The sequence below is a fragment of the Pseudomonas sp. RC4D1 genome, from assembly GCF_018390395.1.
Lineage (GTDB): Bacteria > Pseudomonadota > Gammaproteobacteria > Pseudomonadales > Pseudomonadaceae > Aquipseudomonas > Aquipseudomonas danubii.
This window is the reverse complement of sequence record NZ_JAHBAW010000002.1, coordinates 579,271-594,854: the sequence shown is the minus strand read 5'-3', so window position 1 is coordinate 594,854 and position 15,584 is coordinate 579,271. Positions and strand designations below refer to the sequence as shown.

Sequence of the window (15,584 nt, the reverse complement as noted above, 5' to 3'; positions counted from 1 at the left end):
CCTGCAGGTTGTGTGATGATCGCCGCTCGCGCCGTTTGCGACACTTCCCGAATTTCGACTCCAGGCAGGTCCATGACTTCTTCGCGCAACGCCCCCCGTGATCCCCTGACGAGCACGCTGCCCACCCACAGTTCCGGCTTTGTCCGGGTGCGCGGCGCCCGCGAACACAACCTGAAGAATGTCGACGTGGACATTCCCCGGGATGCCCTGGTGGTGTTCAGTGGGGTGTCCGGCTCGGGCAAGTCGTCCCTGGCCTTCTCGACCCTGTATGCCGAGGCCCAGCGCCGCTACTTCGAATCGGTGGCGCCCTATGCCCGACGGCTGATCGATCAGGTGGGGGTGCCGGATGTGGACCGGATCGACGGCCTGCCGCCGGCGGTGGCCCTGCAACAGCAGCGCGGTACGCCGAGCACGCGTTCTTCGGTGGGCAGCGTAACCACCTTGTCCAGCCTGGTGCGCATGCTCTATTCCCGGGCCGGCAGTTACCCGCCGGGGCAGGCGATGCTGTATGCCGAGGACTTCTCGCCGAACACACCCCAGGGTGCCTGCCCCGAGTGTCACGGCCTGGGCCGGGTGTATGAGGTCAACGAAGCGACCATGGTCCCGGACCCTTCGCTGACCATCCGCCAGCGCGCCGTGGCTTCCTGGCCCCTGGCCTGGCAGGGGCAGAACCTGCGGGACATCCTGGTGACCCTGGGCTACGACGTGGACATTCCCTGGCGCGACCTGCCGAAAAAGCAGCGCGACTGGATTCTCTTCACCGAGGAAACCCCCACGGTGCCGGTGTACGCCGGGCTGACCCCGGAGCAGACCCGTGAAGCCCTCAAGCGTAAACAGGAGCCCAGCTACATGGGCACCTTCAGTGGTGCCCGGCGCTACGTGTTGCACACCTTCACCCACACCCAGAGTGCGCTGATGAAAAAGCGCGTGTCGCAATTCATGCGCGGCAGCCCGTGCCCGCTGTGCGCAGGCAAGCGCCTCAAGCGCGAGGCGCTGGCGGTGACCTTTGCCGGGCTGGATATTGGCGAACTGTCGCGCCTGCCGTTGCTGCAACTGGCCGAGGTGCTCCGGCCTGTGGCGGCGGCCGACTACCTGGAGCTGGCGGCGGCCGGTGATGAGGTGCTGAGCCAGGCGCAGACCCGGGCTGCGCGCCAGCAGCGCCATGCCCAGGGTGCCCCGGAGCACCGTGGCGCGCCGGATGTGCGGCATACCCCCAACCTGTCCCTGGAGAAGCGCCTGGCCGCGCAACGCATCGCCCAGGATCTGCTGGAACGGGTCAGCACCCTGACTGACCTGGGGCTGGGTTACCTGGCCCTGGAGCGCAGCACCCCGACCCTGTCGTCCGGCGAGTTGCAGCGCCTGCGCCTGGCCACGCAATTGGGGTCGCAGTTGTTCGGGGTGATCTATGTGCTGGATGAGCCTTCGGCGGGCCTGCACCCGGCGGACGCGCAGGCCCTGTTCGAGGCCTTGCAGCGACTCAAGGCCGCGGGCAACTCAGTGTTTGTGGTGGAGCACGATGTGCAGACCATGCGCCGCGCCGACTGGCTGGTGGACGTTGGCCCGGCGGCGGGGGAGCGCGGCGGCCAGGTGCTGTATAGCGGGCCGCCAGCCGGGTTGGCAGCCGTCGAAGCCTCCCAGACCCGGGCCTATCTGTTTGCCGAACAGGCCCCGGCCCGGCGTACTCCGCGCCAGCCCCGGGGCTGGCTGCGCCTGGAGGGCATCACCCGCAATAACCTCAAGGACCTGGACGCGGCGTTTCCCCTGGGCTGTTTCACCGCCGTGACCGGGGTTTCCGGTTCCGGTAAATCCAGCCTGGTGAGTCAGGCCCTGCTGGAACTGGTGGGGGCCCACCTGGGTAAGGTGGCCGGCGGCGAGGAGGCGCCGCAGCTGGACCTGGAAGACGATGAACCTCAGAGCAGCGGCGGCCGGGTCAGTGCCGGCCTGGAGCAGATCAAGCGCCTGGTGCAGGTGGACCAGAAACCCATCGGCCGTACCCCGCGCTCCAATCTGGCGACCTACACCGGGTTGTTCGATCAGGTGCGCAAGTTGTTTGCCGCCACCCCCGCCGCCCGGGAGCGCGGCTTTGACGCCGGGCAGTTTTCCTTCAACGTGGCCAAGGGCCGTTGCTCGGCCTGCGAGGGCGAAGGCTTTGTCAGCGTCGAGTTGCTGTTCATGCCCAGCGTCTTCGCCCCGTGCCCCACTTGCCATGGGGCCCGTTACCACCCCGAGACTCTGGCCGTGACCTGGCAGGGCCTGAACATCGCCCAGGTACTGCAACTGAGTGTCGAGCAGGCCTTGCCGGTGTTCGCGCAACAGCCCGGCATCCGTCGCGCTTTGCAAGTGCTGCGCGACATCGGCCTGGACTACCTGCGCCTGGGCCAGCCGGCCACCGAGCTTTCCGGCGGCGAGGCCCAGCGCATCAAGCTGGCCACCGAGCTGCAGCGCAATGCCCGGGGCGCCACCCTGTACGTGCTGGACGAACCCACCACCGGCCTGCACCCACGGGATGTGGACCGTCTGCTGGAACAGTTGGACAAACTGGTGGAGGCGGGCCACAGCGTGGTGGTGGTCGAGCATGACATGCGCCTGGTGGCCCAGGCCGACTGGGTCATGGACATCGGCCCGGGCGCGGGCGACCAGGGCGGCACCCTGGTGGCCTGCGGCACGCCGGCGCATGTGGCCACGCAGCGCAACAGCCGTACCGCGGCGTTTCTGGCCCAGGCCCTGGCCGGAAATTGATCCAGAACAGGGGCCCGTGACGAACGGTTACCGCTGGTCTGATTGGCGGTCGACAGACCCGGGGCGCCAAGCCCATTCTGATCACTGGCAGGGGCGTAATGAAGCCCTTGTTGCCATCAACCACGGAGGTGTTCCATGCCGGTGATCCACGACCTTTACCAGGACCTGAGCTGCAGCAAAGAGGACATTCAACAGCGTCGGGCCAGTGACCCCCACCTGAATGCGCTGTTCGACAAGTACACCAGCATCGACAACCAGGTGCTCAAGGCCGAAGCAGCCGCCGCCGCAGACGACGAACTGAAGAAACTCAAGGAAAAGCGCCTGCTGATCAAGGATGAGATCTCCGAGAAACTCACCGCCCGTTCCTGAGCCCCCCTGTGACAAGGGCCTGACAACGTCAGCAATCCTTCGCGCAATGACAGCGGCCCTAATCGATAGTGAGCCGCTGGCAGGGGCAAGGTAGCGAGTGGACTTGTACCTCTCAGGTTGCAGAGCTGATAGCCGGATCACAACAAAATATGCTGCAGCGCATCACCTACGGTGGCATCCAGTCTGGGAGGGATAGTGACTTCCACCACTTGCTGCAGTAGGTCGCGCTGGTGATGCTCTGGAACCAGCTCGACGAGGGTGTAACGTCCGTAACGGACCACGGGCACGGTACTCTGGATCGCTTCCTTGACTGTTTCGAATGGAACAATGTCGGCTGAAGATGATGGGAACTGAGGTGCCACGCATCCGGACAGCAAGCACAAGCGGAGTAATGGGATGAGTGAGCGAAAGGCGAAGGTGCACATGCGGCAAATACCCGGGATCGGTGATGTGCCACCATCGCTCTCTATGTGTTAGTCATCAGTAAACAATGGGTATTTCTGATGATCCGGATTATTGCCACGGGGCTGGAGGGGGCGTACGAGCACTAGCTGATTACGGAACCCTTGGGGCCACTCGCAATCAAGCTGGCGCCACAAGCGGTTTTCATGCCGTCCAGAGCTACAGGTGTACCGTCCACGCTGTAGGTACTACTGCCTTCTGCTATGGGGAATACGCCCTTGCATAACGGGCAGCTCACCATGTGACCAACGCCCGCTATGGGCTTCCCATTGAGGTTGGTTTGGGAGAAGGCTCCAAGTACCGTTCCACCGTGGGTGGTGGAGTCGCCTAAACGAATGATGTCTTTCACTACATACACTCCTTCAAAAGGTGGGAGACATGGATCGAGGGGGAATAAGCTCCTGGACATTATCGTCATAGTAACGAACGTCAGAGCTGGCGTCGTAGCAGTAGCTGCGCACTAACAGGCGATCCAATCCAACGAAAACTTGAAATTCTAAGGGGTAAAAGTACCGGAATTAAATGGTTTTGATTGAGGTTTCTTAACGCACTTAGATCGCCAGCCGACAAAGGGGCATGCTTTCTAAAGTACTCAAGAAGCTCTTCATTCCACTTCTTTTCCTCAAGTGCAATAGCTTCTGAGTCTCCACCTTCATAGCCCAATATATCAATCGCCTCCGATACTTTTTGAAGAGCATAGTCGGCCAATTTTTGCTCGGGACTCTTTATGTAGCTAAGGCAATAGTATGTGCAAATAAAAGCACACTGAGCCTAGTCCACTAAAATATCACTGTAATCTTCGGTGTCTGGAATTAAGACCTCAAAACTCTCTAGTAGCCTGTCAGTCATAACGTTATCAGCCTGCCATAAGGACGCTTCAAAGCAAAACTCTATAAGCTTCTTATAATCGCTTTATGGGAGTTTGTATTTAGTGGAAAATTTCCCAAAAATTAAATTTAACCGTTCAGTGGCAAGTGCGCAAAACTGAATTTTCGAATTTTGATTGAGTTTTTTAATTTTTTCATCTCTCGTAGGTCTCAAAGCCTGTTTCGGCTCTTCTTTCCAGAAAATGATGTGTCTGTGGTTACCCCATTTTCTTTCATTTTGTTTTGGCAATCCAAGCACGCAGGGCGATTAGTATCAACATGCTTGGCACCAGCATTCATAAGTGCCCCCTCTGCATGCTCCTGGCCATTTATCACTTTAAGACCATTATCCTCCACAAGTTGGAGCCGTGTTTTTGGAGCTGTCTTGTCACTTGATGCGATTCCCATAGTTTTATCTTCAAATGTTCCAGCATTAGTAGGCGTTCGTCTCTGTGCCATTGGGTCCAGCTCACTATGAGCATCATTCGAAAATTTCTGAGTGACGCTACAACTGCATACCCCTCCAGCAGCCGTCTTTTGAAGTCCACGTGGCTCTACTGGGATACTTATTTTTGATGCAGGACACTAGGTCTTGGTTGCTGCTGTCCCCGTAGAACTCATTGTTTTTCAGCTCAGTAGGCTAAGTCTTCGGTTCTATCTTCAGGGTCACTCCACTAGACATTATCTGTAAATCGACAGCTCGAAATTGTAAGGTTGATAAGTTATATGTTGCCTCAACATAAAATCCCAATGCCTCAATATCTCTTTCAAGTCTGTCTGTCTCGATTAGTAACTGATGGTTGGCTGCATGTTCATGCTCGCAAAAAAGTGAGGTGTATTGTTCGAAATTGCTCGTTGGGATTAACTCTCCTTCGATAAGGTTGTCGAATATTTTTGAAATTTTTATTTTTCCGCACGTATTGTCATTTTTATCTTTTAAATGAAGTTCTTCTATTTTGTACATTTGCTTTTCTCCCCTAGAGCTACGGAAAGCTGTTCGAGATTTTGATTGTTGAATCCATCGGCTCCATTAGGATGAATTATTCGAGCATGATTAGGGAATCTACTTGTTGGATCTTCAATAACATCAAACCCTGCGGAACGAATCGCATCTGCGCTTCCTGATGAAACGGTTTCAGATGCTTTGTGTAGCCCTGTAGCTTTCGGGAACGCGTCTCTCATCTGTTGCGCCGCACTACAAGGACAGCAACTGTGAAGAACTGATATTCCGGGAGGAGATAGCGCGGCTTCTGCCGGTTTAAGTTGTAGATTTTCAACCGAGTTTCCTCCAATTCGGTTAACTCTGGTGGAACCTGGCAGAGGTTTCCCTGCAAGGCCTAGCGCGTCAGCCCAAACGACTGGATTTGGGGCGAACTGAAAAATGTTCAACCCACCTGCGTACCCAATCGGATCCTTACTAACAAACCGCCCCACCTCCGGATCATAGTACCTATACCGGTTGTAATGCAGCCCAGTCTCTGGATCGTGATACTGCCCCTGGAACCTGAGCGGGTTGGCAATCCCTTGCTGCAAAGCGTTGCTTGATCGCTCTTCTTTGATCCCACCCCAAGCCTTGTACTGTGCACTCCAGACCACTTCACCCGTCTGATCAGTCAGCTCTTGCGGTGTTCCCAGGTGGTCGCACTGATACCAGGCCAGTGCATCGATCTCCTTGGGTTTTGGCGCATCGGCCCAAAGCGGGTCGTTTTCCTGTTGGTAAAACGCTCCGTATTCGGGCTCCGGGATCAGCGGAATAAATCGCTTGTGCACTGCCTGGGCCACTGGCACAAAACTGCCCGGTTCATAGAGGTAATGGGTGGTACGTGCGCCTTCTCCGGCCTTGTCCGGTGCCCGGCTTTCCCAGGCGAGGGTATCGCCATCCCAACCGTACAGCGTCACGCCGCAATCGAACTGGCGATTGCGTTTCAGGCGCTCGAGCCGGTTCAGTTCGGAACCATCCTCCGGCCGGTCCTGGTAGTGAGCCTCGGTCTGTTTGTACAAACGTCGGCCCAGAGCGTCGTAGGCATAGTTCGCTTGTAGACGGTCGTCGCGGTAGCTCACCAGGCGGTCGAACAGGTCCCAGGTGAAGTGGCTGCGCTGGCCGTCACGCAGGCGTTGGGCGAGGTTGCCACGATCGTCGTACTGGTAATGGGTGCCGGCGTACTCGCGCAGCAGGTTGTCCAGCAAGCGGCTGCGTGGCAGGCCGCGTTGTGGAAGATCCGCTGTTTTGGGGTTGAGGAGGTTGCTGGCGGGGTCGAAGGCAAAGGTCTCTTGCCCAAGGCGCGAGGTTGCGCTGAGCAGGCGACCCACTGGGTCGTATTGGTAGCTCAGCGAGCCGCGGCGGCTGTCGTCGATTTGCAGCAGTTGGCCGATAGCGTCGTATTGATAACCACGCTTGATCAATGTGCTCTTGCCGTCGCCGCTGCCCAGCCATTGTTCCTGGAGACGTCCGAGCGTGTCCCACTTTTGCGTCTGTAGCAGTTGGTTGCCCTGGTGTCGGGCGACTTCGCGGTGCAGGTCGTCGCGTTCGTAGACCAGTAGTTCATGCGCGTCCAGACGCATGCCGAGCAGGTGCCCGCTGCCATAGGTCAACCAACTGACCTTGTGGCCATCAGGGCGTACGGTGGCGATGCGCTGGTTGAGGGCGTCGTACTGGTGTTGCCAGACCGCGACCTGAGGTTGTTTCAGGCAGCTGTAGTGTTGATGCTCACGTGTCAGGTTGCCGGCGGCATCGTGGAAGAACTGCAACTTGCTGTCGTTGTTGCTGGCCAGCAGCAGGTTGCCATTGCCATCGTAGGCATAGCGTTCAAGCTGCTCCTTGGCTTTCGAAGAGACGGCGCCGTCAATGCTTAGGCTCGCCCGGCGTTCGGTCAGTCGGCCCATGGGGTCAAACTCGAGGCTGATGACACGCTGGCCATCAATTGTCCGGGCAAGTCGGCCTGTTTCAGGGGCGTATTCATAGCGGGTGTTGTGCCCGTCGAAACCTGCTTCTTTAAGCAGGCGACCGACCGGGTCATAAACGAAAGTGGCGTATTGCTCGTTTTCGTTTTGCAGGCGCTGCAGTCGCCCGAGCCGGTCCCATTGATAACGCAGGGTTTGTCCGGCGGCATCGATGCGTTCGGTCAGCAGTCCCGCTTCGCTGTAGGACCAGGAAGTGGCTTGACCCAGGGCGTCGATATGACCGAGTAGCCGGCCCTCGGCATCGCGCTCAAAGCGTTCCTCGGTCTTGTCGGGATGAACAATGACGGCCAACTGGCCGGCGTCATAGTGGTAGCTGGTTTTTTGACCCAGGGCGTCGGTGAAACAGATCAGTTGACCACGGGCATCGTATTCCCAGGCGCTGGCTTTGCCGGAGCAGTCGACATAGTCGGTGAGCTGCCCGCTGTCGTTGTACTTCAGCTTTTTTTCATTGCCATTGGCATCGGTAATGGCAGTGGGCAGGCCCATCTGGTTGTACTTGTATTCGGTCTTGTTGCCGAGGGGATCGACGGCCTCGGTGAGGTTGCCGCGCAAGTCGTAGTCACGGCTCCATTGACCCCCTTCAGCGTCGCTGATCTTGATCAGTTGGTCCTGGGCATCCCAGGCGTAATGCACGGTGTTGCCATCGGGACGGATGTGTTCAAGCAGGTTGACCCCTCGCTCGTCATAGGCATAGCGATCCTCGCTACCGTCGGTGTGAACGTGACGTACGACGTTCTTGGCATCGTCGCGGAAGAACCATTCCGAGAGGCCATCGGGGTGTAGAACACGATAGGGGTAGCCGAGGCTGTCGTAGTAGTGCCAGGTTTCGTGGCCATTGGCGTCTGTGACGTAGGTCAGACGGATATTGCGGTCCCACTCCAGGCGCGTTTCGAAACTGCCATCGTCGGCCCATTCATGGACGGCGCGAGCATCGGGGCCTTCGCCTTGCCAGCGCAAGTTCATCCCGCGGCCGCTACGGTCCGTGTAGCGGGTAATGAGGTGGTGCTGGTACTGGTAGGTCCAGGTCGCGGCGTTCTCGTCCTGGGCGAGAATCAGGTCCCCGGCGACATCGTATTGATAAAGACTCAGGCGACGCTGGGATTCTTTTTCACCCATCAGCCACAAGCCAGTAATGCGCCCGTCTTCATCCACCAGTGTGCCGAGGTGGGTATGAACCTGACCGGGTTCGTCCTGATAGGTCATCAAGTCGGACAGCACAGCCTTTTTACCCATGCGGTGTTCATAGCCCAGCAGCATGCCGGCACCGCCACGCAGTTCGATTTGCACGAGCAAAAAACGCTCGCCATCGCGGCGATAGGTTTCCCGCCGGTCGAAGCCGCGACATAGGGCAATTTGCACATCGCTGACGCGAATCAGCGTGAGGTTTTCCACTCGATCATCGTGGGCCTCACCCACCTTGGGCAGTGGGTAGTCGAAACTGCGCCCATCGGCCGCGTGGTAGCGCAAACCATCACCAATCAGGTCCAGGCGTGTGGTGAAGGGGGTGATCCAGCGTGCGCCCAGTTCATCGTCGTCGTAGGCGCTCAGGCTGGAGCGGTATGTCCGGGTCCAGTCGATGGGGAAGGGGCCGGGCAAGGTGAAATCGGTATGGGAAATGATCTCGCTGCCCATGGCAAAACTGATGCTGCCGCAGGTGCCGGTGCAGGTGCCGGCCTTTTGAGGGGATGGGTCCTGGGTGGCCGGCCCTTGCCGGGATTGGCTTTCCAGCTGGTTGCCACTGCGCTGATCCCGAGCCTCGTTGGTTCCCTTGGGCTTGATGTTGGTGCTGTGTCCATGGGCGCCCCGGCTACGCCAGGCGGTCACGGATGCGGAGAGAATCTTCAGTAGATTGCCGATGCTATTGACTGTCTCGGGGTCACCCAGGCTGGCCACCTGCTCGCGCAATTCAGGAGCGAACTCCCGCAGTGCCCTGGTTTTGCTCAGTGCCAGTTGTCGTTGTTTTTCGTCGAGCAGGTTTTTCGCAGCGGTGTTTGCTGCAGCTTTGCCGACGGCCTTGTAAGCGCTCCAGACTGCGCCGAAGAAGTTGCTGATGCAGGCCTTGGGGTCATGCACCAACTGGTCGCCGGCATCACGCATTTGCTGCGCGGCAGCCTCGGCATCTCCTTTGGCATCAAGTTTTCCCTGAATCAGAGCGTCGAGTCCGCTGGCAATTTCGACAACGGTATTTTGCCCGAGCTCACCGGCATCACTGAGGATGCCGCTGATCTTGCCCTCGGCTTGCTGCACGAAGTCGTCGATTTCACCGACGATGGTCGCGTTGAGGTGAGCCAGGATCACGCTAATCAATGCATCGCCCACCAGGCTCTTGCCGGTGGCCTTGAGTTCCTGACGCACCAGAAACAGGCTGGGACGCAGGCTCATGCGAGCCGCCGCCATGGTCGGTGGTGCAGGGAGCACGCCGATCAGGTTGATCCCCAGGCTGACCCAGTCGAGCATCTCGCGCTTGCTGGCCCGGCTGAGGGTGACGATGTCACCCAATGCATCGACCAGCGCAATGATGTTGCCCACCACAGGCAGCGCACCGGCAACGCTGCGGATGCGCTCCAGGGTGACAGTGTCATTGCTCATGGCGCGTAGCCAGGCGTCGAATTGGGCGGCGCCTTGGCCCACATCGGCGGCGTCAATGGTGTTCAATGGCGCGACGGCAATCTGGGGTTCGCGAGGGGCTTGTTCTTGATCGGTGCTGTCCATGCTGCTTACTCAAGGGATGAAAAGGGCTTGGCCGCATCCATCTGGCGATGGCGGCCTTGCTGAGTTTCAAAAAGGAGAGGGGGCAGGATTATGGCGGTGCTGTCTGACGCTGTTGCACACCTTTGCTCCAGAGCAAAGTGCCGACCTTGGCCGCTTCGCAGAGGATCAGAAGGCTGATGCCGAACACCGGATTGCTCGTAGCCGCTAGCGGCACAATCCAGGGGATGAAGGGCAATGACGGCATGACGAAAATCAGTCGAAATGGCACTTGGACATAGGCCAGTGCACGAGCAAAACGACTGCCACTGAGAAACAGCCAGGCCGAGACGATTATCGAAACCATCGTCAGAAGTCCAAGGCTGAACAGTGGCAGGGCCAGCGGGCCGGGATCGCTCAACTGAACTTGTTGAAATGCCAGAACATCGTCGTAGATCGGGATTCGGCCCTTGGCTAGGTTGGCCCAGACATGGTGAGCTACGTAAAGCAGGTCCATGCATCCCCAGAAGACGAAAGTTGCTGTTCGCTTGCTCACGGTTTCTCCTTGGGCTCGAACACTTGGTCGGCGGTCACCGGTTGCCAGTGCCACGAGCGGCCTTCGACGCGCAATGGATCGTCACCTTCAAGGTAACGTTGCTTGATCTTCCGGGTTTCGCCATAGGTATGAGTGGCCGAATTGTCGGTGGCCCACTTGTTTGCATCCCCAGGAAGTGGTTGCCACTCCTGGATTTTGTCCCGTGTGGTGTTCATGTAGTCCTTGCCATCGGAGCCGAATAAACGACCTTCATCACCCATTGAGGTGAGTCGGTTGATCAGCATGACGCCGAGGTTCTGGGTGCCATGATCGTCATTGTCGATGGTGACCCATTGTCCCGGCCCTTCTTTGGGGGCTGCTTGCAGGGCCTGTGCTATCAGTGTCTTGGTCTGTTCCGAAGCCGCGTTCGGCGGTGTGTGTGGCCAGTCCTGGGTGCCGATGAAGCTCCCTTCGGACCATGTGTCTGCGGGGTCCACGCCGAATGTGACGCGTGCAGGCCCTGGCGCGGCGCCCGCTACCAGCGCGTGCCCACTGGCGTTCAGGTTACCTTTGAAAATTTTTCCCAATGCATCTTCGACCTGAAAGCTACCGCCCTGAACCGCTCTTCTGTTGGCCGTGTAGTTGTTGAACAGCTCAAGCTCGCCCTTGCCGGGTTTGGGTGGTGCAGGGAAACGCGCAGCCCGACTTTTAGGGCCGCTATAGCTGAAGTCGGCGGCATGGGCTTTGTACTGGCCAGTGGTCTGGTGGGTGATGCCTCCTGCGTTGTAAACGGTGGCACTGCCGCCGCCGTTGATGACCAGCTCGGTCTTGGCGGTGATGGTGATGCGGTCGGCGGTTTGAGTGATATCGAGCTTGGCCAGCAGGTTGATGCTGTCCTTGAGTGCGCGAATGTCGATGTTTCCTGCCGCGGCTACCAGTCGCCAGCCCATGTTCTGCACAAACAACCGCATGCCCCGACTGGCGCTGGCCAGCAGCCGGTTGCCGATGGACAGGCTGGTGTGTTCGGTGCTGCTCAGTGCCAGGTGCTTGCCACTGGCAATGTGCGTGGAGCCTGGGGTGGATGAAGCGATTCCCGCCGGGCTGGCGAGCACCAGGTGAGGGTCCTCGAACTCAGGGTAGTCGTTGGCTTCAGCTCGTCCTGGAGCATCCCTGAGGATGCCTTTGTTTTGCGCTTTGAGGGCTTTGGCGACGGTGTCCTGATCCCCTGATTCCTGGGCTTGTACCTCGCGGGCCATGATGCCGAAACCGTCCTGCTGGTTCTCTGCCACGTCCAGACGCAGGGCGGTTTCCTTGAGGTCCTTGTGGTGCTGCGAAGCATGATGCCGAGGCTCGGTGGTCAGCAGCAGGCCGGCTGCGGCACGTACCGCGCCGTGTCTGTCGGTGCGCAGCTCAAAGCCTTCGCCCCGGGGTTTGCCGCCACTGGGGCGCGGATGGGTCAGGTAGCCCAGGTTCAAGGCGCTGGCCGCGTGATCGCTCATCAGCGCCGCGCTGATCTCGCCGGTGGTGTCGTCGATCCGCAGTTCGTTGGCCCGAGCCCCTTTGTGCTCATGGCTCTTGATGGTGGTCAGGGTTTTGAAGTGGGGCAGTTTGTAGGGCGTGGGGTGAGTCGCCGGGTAGGCGCGTCCGGTAATGATAGGTTGGTCCGGGTCGCCATTGAGGTGGCTGACGATGACCTCATGGCCAATCCGGGGGATCGCCATATGCCCCCAGTTTTGTCCCGCCCAGTTCTGGGATACGCGAACCCAGCAGGAACTGTGGTCGTCGTGCTTGCCTTCGCGGTCCCACGGATATTGAATTTTGACCCTGCTGAATTCATCACAGAAAATTTCCTCTCCGGCCGGGCCTACCACGGTGGCAATCAGCGGGCCATCGATTCTGGGCTTGGGAGGGGAGGCGGGCCGCCACTCGATATGGTCAGGGATGAGTTCCGCTACATAGCTGTAGTGAGTGCTCTGCTGGGCGTCGGCGCTTTCTTCCTGCTGGCTGGTGTACTGCTTGCCGCTATGGACCATGCTCACGGTGCGCCAGCCACGGTTCATGTCTGCGCGTGGGTGTCCGCTCAGGTCAAAGGCCAGGCCCGGCAGCAAACGAGGGTCGTCGCCTTCGACCCTTGCGGTTCTGGCATCACGACGCAGAGCCAAAAGCCGGGTGTTGGTAAACGGCTTGCCGCTTTGGTCGGTTTTGTAACGCCCGGGATAGTCGTAGCGTTCATATTCGTCCTGGTGCTCCAGCTCGCTGGCTTCACGCTCTTGGTGCTGCTCGTAGCGGGGCTGCTTGAAGGTGTAATCACGCTGCACCTGGCGCGAGGTGCGGACTTTTTCCTGGTATTCGAAGCGCCGTAGCGCGGGTTCCTGCTGGGCACCTCCTGGCTGGTGGTTGTACAACACAGCACCGCCGGTGATGGCTCCATGTACGTAAAGGCGATCGCCATGGATCAGCCGGTGGCCTTGGGGCGAGTGACTGAAGGCATAGAAAAAACCCTCTTCTGCGGCCAACCGATCAAGAAACGTCAGGTCGGTTTCATCAGCCTGGACACAGTACTCGCGGGGCACGTGGTGCGATTGGGTGATGACTTTGTCGTAGTCGGTAATGCCGTGGGTCTTGAGTATGAACTGTATGATTTCCGGCACTGACTTCTGCTGGAAAACCCGCCAATCCGAGCACAGGGCCGTTCGTGCCAACTGGGGTTCGACGGCTGCACGGTAGCGGGTGCGTCGAAAGCCCGTGGTGCCCTGGCTGAATTCGCTCACCAGTCCGTGAACGTAGCGCACCGGTTGTGTCCCCTGCCAGATGGTCAGCAGCGCTGTCTGATCCAGAACCTTGGCAAAGTCGATGGCCGGATTGCTGCTGGCCAGCTCAAGGTCCAGGCGATACAGGTCGCAAAGCCCTTCTTCCAACCTGAACTCGACGACATCAAGCTCCATGCCGTTGATGTCGAAGGTAAAGCGCAGATCGATTTGATGTGACACGAGATTCCTCCCTGGCTAGAGCGTCGGCTGTTTGCCGGTGCGCATTGGCCATTCGTAAGCTTCCTTGCTACGGCTATTGATGACTTTCAATAGGTGAAAGGAGTGTTTGCTGGCGTACATGGCGAAGAAGTGGCTGAGCACCGTGGCGAACAGAAAAAGGTCGCCGTCCCCGGCAAAGCCTGTCGGGTCCATGTGCAACACAGTCTTGTAGCCCCGCACAGGGTTTCCGCGAATCAACCGGTCGATGGTCTGGGTGTTGACGGGGCCAATGCTGTGCAGCCGCCCTTTGAGCTGACGGGCGTGTTCAATGTTGTGCCCAGAGCAAAGGTCGTAGGCTTCGAGGACTTCGCGCATCGGAGCACTGTCGGCCAGTGACTGCTGATTGAGGGCGAAATTGGAGATCAGTTGCCACTGCTGCTGACCATCGAGCACTGGCCTGTAGGTGGGGGTGGGCGCAGTGATGTTGCTGAAGTTTGCGATCACCGGCGTTTCGCTGGTGGGCAAACAGATGTCGCCAATACCCAGTGCCGCTGGCAGGTTGTTGTTGGTGCAAGTCAGTGTCAGCGAGGCAATTTCAGTCTCGGCGTGGTAAGGACGACCGTCGCCATGAACGAAAGCCACGTAGTGCAGTGCCTGCTGGGAGACCAGATCGGACTCGATACGTTCCTGGTAGTAAAGATCGACCTTGTCACGCTTTTCATCGCGGGAAATATCGTGAAAAGCCTGGAACAGGTAGACCGGCATATCGTCCTCGGCGTCGTGTTCGCGCTGCATCCCCTGGGCTTGATCGATACTGAAAATTTCGCATGCATCCTCCGGCAGATCCGCTGGTTGGACGAGTTGCTCCCGATCCAATTCGCCTAATGCCAGGGGGATAGCATCGTGCTGGAATAAATTGATGGCGGGTACGCAGTACAGGGCCAGGTCATCAATGTTCAGATTCAGATCAGTCGGCATCGGTCGATTGAAACGAAACTCAAAGCGAACTTGCTCGGTCTGTTCGGCAGGCCATAGGTTTTTCAGGTTGATCAACCGAAAACAGAGGAAGCGTTCGGGAAAGGTGAAGTAGTCCTGGAGGATGCGATAGCCGTCGAGGCTTGCGTCTGGTGCGGGCAACAGGGCGTCGTCAGGAGCAAAGCCGGGAAACTCGACATGCTGTGCTGTGACGCTGGTGGCCCTGCCGTTGAATTCCACGCGAATCTCGCTCAGATACCTGGCCAGCCACAAATACACCTGCAGTGCCGTGGCCTTGTCCCCCGTAAACTGGAACTCCAGTTGATCGCAGTTGAAATCGCCCAGGCTCAGCTTGCCGTTTGGTACCAGGTCAATATGCAAGAGTGAGTGATCGTGTGAGTGAGTCTCCCTGACCTGATCAATGCGCAGTGGATACAGAATCAAGTCCTTGCAGGTACGAAATTCGCACTGAACGTCACGGATCGGTCGGGACATCAGGCGTGTCCCTTTGGGAATGATGTGTCGTTGGTCGAGCGCCCCCTCGACCGGGTTAAAGCGCACCAGGGTTGTGCTGGGGAAAGGGCGCAGATAGTGAGGCCATATCCGCTGTAGCAGCGGGTGGGTCAGCTCCGGGAGAGGGGCATCAAGGGTCAGGTGCAGGCGTGCAGCGAGAAAGGAGAAACCTTCAATCAGGCGCTCGACATCTGTGTCGACGCCCCTGGTGCTGAGGAAGGGAGCAAGCGCTGGATTCCTGGCGACCAACGTCCGGCCGAATCGACGCAGGCTGTCCATTTCCTTGAGGAATGAATCCTTTAGCGGCACTGACTGCCCCTCCCTGGGACCTATACCTGGATACGTCTATCGATCTGAATGAGTTGTGGACCCAGAATCAAAAAGCTGCGTAATCGAAGACAGGCTGTACTTAACCCACGGTTGGTCGATATAGGAGAAATCCGAAACTTACTTAGGTGGGTTCTGGTTTGATTTCTATGCGGGAGGGTGAAACTGCACTCGTCTAAA

The 15,584-nt window shown here is 58.5% G+C and carries 9 protein-coding genes; 2 read left to right on the top strand and 7 right to left on the bottom strand.

Features of this window, described 5'->3' with window-relative positions:
• Positions 1-72 precede the first annotated feature (72 nt).
• Together KHO49_RS18385 and KHO49_RS18380 are read left to right on the top strand one after the other, a co-directional pair.
• On the top strand, positions 73-2,739 hold the full coding sequence (locus tag KHO49_RS18385) for an ATP-binding cassette domain-containing protein (protein ID WP_213665591.1): 2,667 nt from the start codon (positions 73-75) through the stop codon (positions 2,737-2,739).
• A 135-nt stretch (positions 2,740-2,874) separates the two neighbouring features.
• Complete coding sequence (locus tag KHO49_RS18380; RefSeq protein WP_102864849.1) at positions 2,875-3,108, top strand: DUF465 domain-containing protein; 234 nt, start codon at positions 2,875-2,877, stop codon at positions 3,106-3,108.
• 547 nt (positions 3,109-3,655) lie between these two features.
• On the opposite strand, the gene KHO49_RS18375 is transcribed toward KHO49_RS18380, so the two are convergent.
• The 7 genes from KHO49_RS18375 to tssF form a co-directional block, all read right to left on the bottom strand.
• Positions 3,656-3,919: a PAAR domain-containing protein gene (locus KHO49_RS18375; protein ID WP_102881580.1), complete on the bottom strand. Its 264-nt coding sequence runs from the start codon at positions 3,917-3,919 to the stop codon at positions 3,656-3,658.
• 80 nt (positions 3,920-3,999) lie between these two features.
• Positions 4,000-4,278 (bottom strand): hypothetical protein, encoded by a 279-nt coding sequence (locus KHO49_RS18370; protein ID WP_134928834.1) that lies wholly within the window; start codon positions 4,276-4,278, stop codon positions 4,000-4,002.
• A 798-nt stretch (positions 4,279-5,076) separates the two neighbouring features.
• Positions 5,077-5,400 (bottom strand): hypothetical protein, encoded by a 324-nt coding sequence (locus KHO49_RS18365; protein ID WP_213665590.1) that lies wholly within the window; start codon positions 5,398-5,400, stop codon positions 5,077-5,079.
• Positions 5,388-10,109: an RHS repeat-associated core domain-containing protein gene (locus KHO49_RS18360; protein ID WP_213665589.1), complete on the bottom strand. Its 4,722-nt coding sequence runs from the start codon at positions 10,107-10,109 to the stop codon at positions 5,388-5,390. The genes KHO49_RS18365 and KHO49_RS18360 overlap by 13 nt, the downstream gene beginning before the upstream one ends.
• 88 nt (positions 10,110-10,197) lie before the next feature.
• Complete coding sequence (locus KHO49_RS18355; protein ID WP_213665588.1) at positions 10,198-10,641, bottom strand: hypothetical protein; 444 nt, start codon at positions 10,639-10,641, stop codon at positions 10,198-10,200.
• Positions 10,638-13,610, bottom strand: coding sequence for a type VI secretion system Vgr family protein (locus KHO49_RS18350; RefSeq protein ID WP_213665587.1), 2,973 nt, complete (start codon positions 13,608-13,610; stop codon positions 10,638-10,640). Before KHO49_RS18350 ends, KHO49_RS18355 begins: the two co-directional genes overlap by 4 nt.
• A 15-nt stretch (positions 13,611-13,625) precedes the next feature.
• The gene (tssF, locus tag KHO49_RS18345; protein ID WP_349628970.1) at positions 13,626-15,386 is read right to left on the bottom strand and encodes a type VI secretion system baseplate subunit TssF; all 1,761 of its coding nucleotides are present in this window, start codon (positions 15,384-15,386) and stop codon (positions 13,626-13,628) included.
• Positions 15,387-15,584: the final 198 nt, after the last annotated feature.

Excerpts from the sequence above, each read along its gene's own strand:
- KHO49_RS18385 (WP_213665591.1), top strand. The coding sequence starts at position 73 with ATGACTTCTTCGCGCAACGCCCCCCGTGATCCCCTGACGAGCACGCTG.
- KHO49_RS18380 (WP_102864849.1), top strand. The coding sequence starts at position 2,875 with ATGCCGGTGATCCACGACCTTTACCAGGACCTGAGCTGCAGCAAAGAG.
- KHO49_RS18365 (WP_213665590.1), bottom strand. The coding sequence starts at position 5,400 with ATGTACAAAATAGAAGAACTTCATTTAAAAGATAAAAATGACAATACG.
- KHO49_RS18360 (WP_213665589.1), bottom strand. The coding sequence starts at position 10,109 with ATGGACAGCACCGATCAAGAACAAGCCCCTCGCGAACCCCAGATTGCC.